The organism is Hyphomonas sp., from assembly GCF_040882205.1.
Lineage (GTDB): Bacteria > Pseudomonadota > Alphaproteobacteria > Caulobacterales > Hyphomonadaceae > Hyphomonas.
In genome coordinates this window covers 1-1980 of the sequence record NZ_JBBEBT010000315.1, presented here as the reverse complement: position 1 = coordinate 1980, position 1980 = coordinate 1, and the positions used below count along the sequence as shown (strand labels likewise).

The following is a 1980-nucleotide window of genomic DNA, read 5'->3' as shown; positions in this document are numbered from 1 at the left end:
TGGTGGGTGTCGGCCTCGCCTACAAATACTGAAGCCGGCCTTCTCTATTCCAGGCTGGCCCCGGTAGAGGGCGCCGCGTCTCCTTCCCCCGGAGGCGCGGCGCCTGCGTTTTCTGCGCCCTGCCCCTTGCGCCGCGTTTTCAAGGCGCTACCCCTTGGGCATGACGATCCTGACCGTAAAAGACCTCGCCGTGGATTTCGAAACCGCTGATGGCGCTGTAAACGCCGTCAGGGGAATATCCTTTCATGTAGCCGCCAGCGAATGCCTTGGAATCGTGGGCGAAAGCGGCTCCGGCAAGAGCCAGTCGGCCCTCGCGGCGATGGGGCTGCTCGCGGAGAACGGGAAAGCCCGCGGCCAGATCCTGTTCAACGCCACCGACATGATCACTGCTCCCCGGCCGGAGCTGCGCAAGATCCGCGGCGCCGAGATATCAATGATCTTCCAGGACCCACTGACCAGCCTCACCCCGCACATGACCGTCGGCGCGCAAATGCGCGAAATCCTCGCGCTGCATCAGGGCATCAGGGGTGAAGAGGCGAACAAGCGCTGCATCGACTGGCTGGAGCATGTCCGCATCCCGGAAGCCGCCCGCCGCCTCGACCAGTTCCCGCACGAACTGTCCGGCGGCATGCGCCAGCGCGTGATGATCGCCATCGCGATGCTGTGCGGCCCGAAACTGCTGATCGCAGACGAACCAACCACCGCCCTCGATGTAACCGTGCAGGCACAGGTGCTCGAACTGATGGACGAATTGAAGCGCGAAACCGGTACCGGTATCGTCCTGATCACTCACAACATGGGCGTCGTGGCGCGGATGTGTGACCGCGTGATCGTGATGCGCTATGGCGAGATCGTCGAGCAGGGCACCACCGACGAGATCTTCTACGCGCCCAAGCACGATTACACGAAGATGCTGCTGGCAGCCGTACCGCGCATCGACCTGCCGGACCCGCCGGGACGCCCCGCCCTCTCGCCAGCCCCTTCCCCGGACACCGCGCCGGTGCTGCAGGTCGACGACATGAAGGTCCACTTCCCGGTCGAGGTGAAAGGCGGACTGTTCGGCAAGACCAAGCCGCTGAAAGCCGTCAACGGCGTCAGCTTCGACCTGCGCCCGGGCGAGACGCTCGGCGTCGTGGGCGAATCGGGCTGCGGCAAGTCCACCCTCGCGCGGGGCGTGCTGAAACTGATTCCGCCGACGGCCGGCACGGTCGCCTGGCTCGGCAAGGACATCACCAAAACCAATGCCCGCGAGATGAACGCCCTTCGCAACGACCTGCAGATCGTCTTCCAGGACCCGCTCGCCAGCCTCGACCCGCGCATGACGATTGGCGCCTCCATCGCCGAGCCCCTGCAGGTTCACGAGCCTGGTCTCGGCAGGCTTCAGCGCGAGGCAAAAGTCCGCCAGATCCTGCCCCGCGTCGGCCTCGATCCGAACCTGATCAACCGCTACCCGCACGAGCTCTCCGGCGGCCAGAACCAGCGGGTCGGCATAGCCCGCGCGATGATCCTGCAGCCAAAACTCGTGATCTGCGACGAGGCGGTCTCTGCCCTCGACGTGTCGGTGCAGGCGCAGGTGGTGGACCTCCTGATCGAGCTCCAGAAGGAGTTCGGCCTCGCGATGATCTTCATCAGCCACGACCTCGCCGTCGTCCGCCAGATCAGCCACCGCGTCATGGTGCTGTATCTCGGCCGGGTCGTCGAACTCGCCGGCCGGAGCACCATCTACACTGACGCGCGCCATCCCTATACCAAGGCCCTGATCGCCGCCGTGCCGAACGCGGATCCGAAAAGTGAGCGCGCGCGCGAGAAACTTCGCCTCACAGGCGACCTGCCGAGCCCGATGGACAGCCGCGCCGCGCTCCGCTTCCTCAAGTCGAAACTCATCGACGACCCGGAAGCCGAACAGTACCAGCCCCAGCTGATCGCTATCGGTCCCGGCCACTGGGTCGCCGAGCTTGACGCCGTCGCCGGCGCGGTTGC

Annotated in this window: 1 protein-coding gene; it reads left to right on the top strand. The window is 65.6% G+C overall.

The annotated features are described in order from the left end of the window. Positions 1-160: 160 nt before the first annotated feature. A partial coding sequence (locus tag WEA77_RS13465; RefSeq protein WP_368068397.1) for a dipeptide ABC transporter ATP-binding protein occupies positions 161-1980 on the top strand: 1820 nt, incomplete at its 3' end.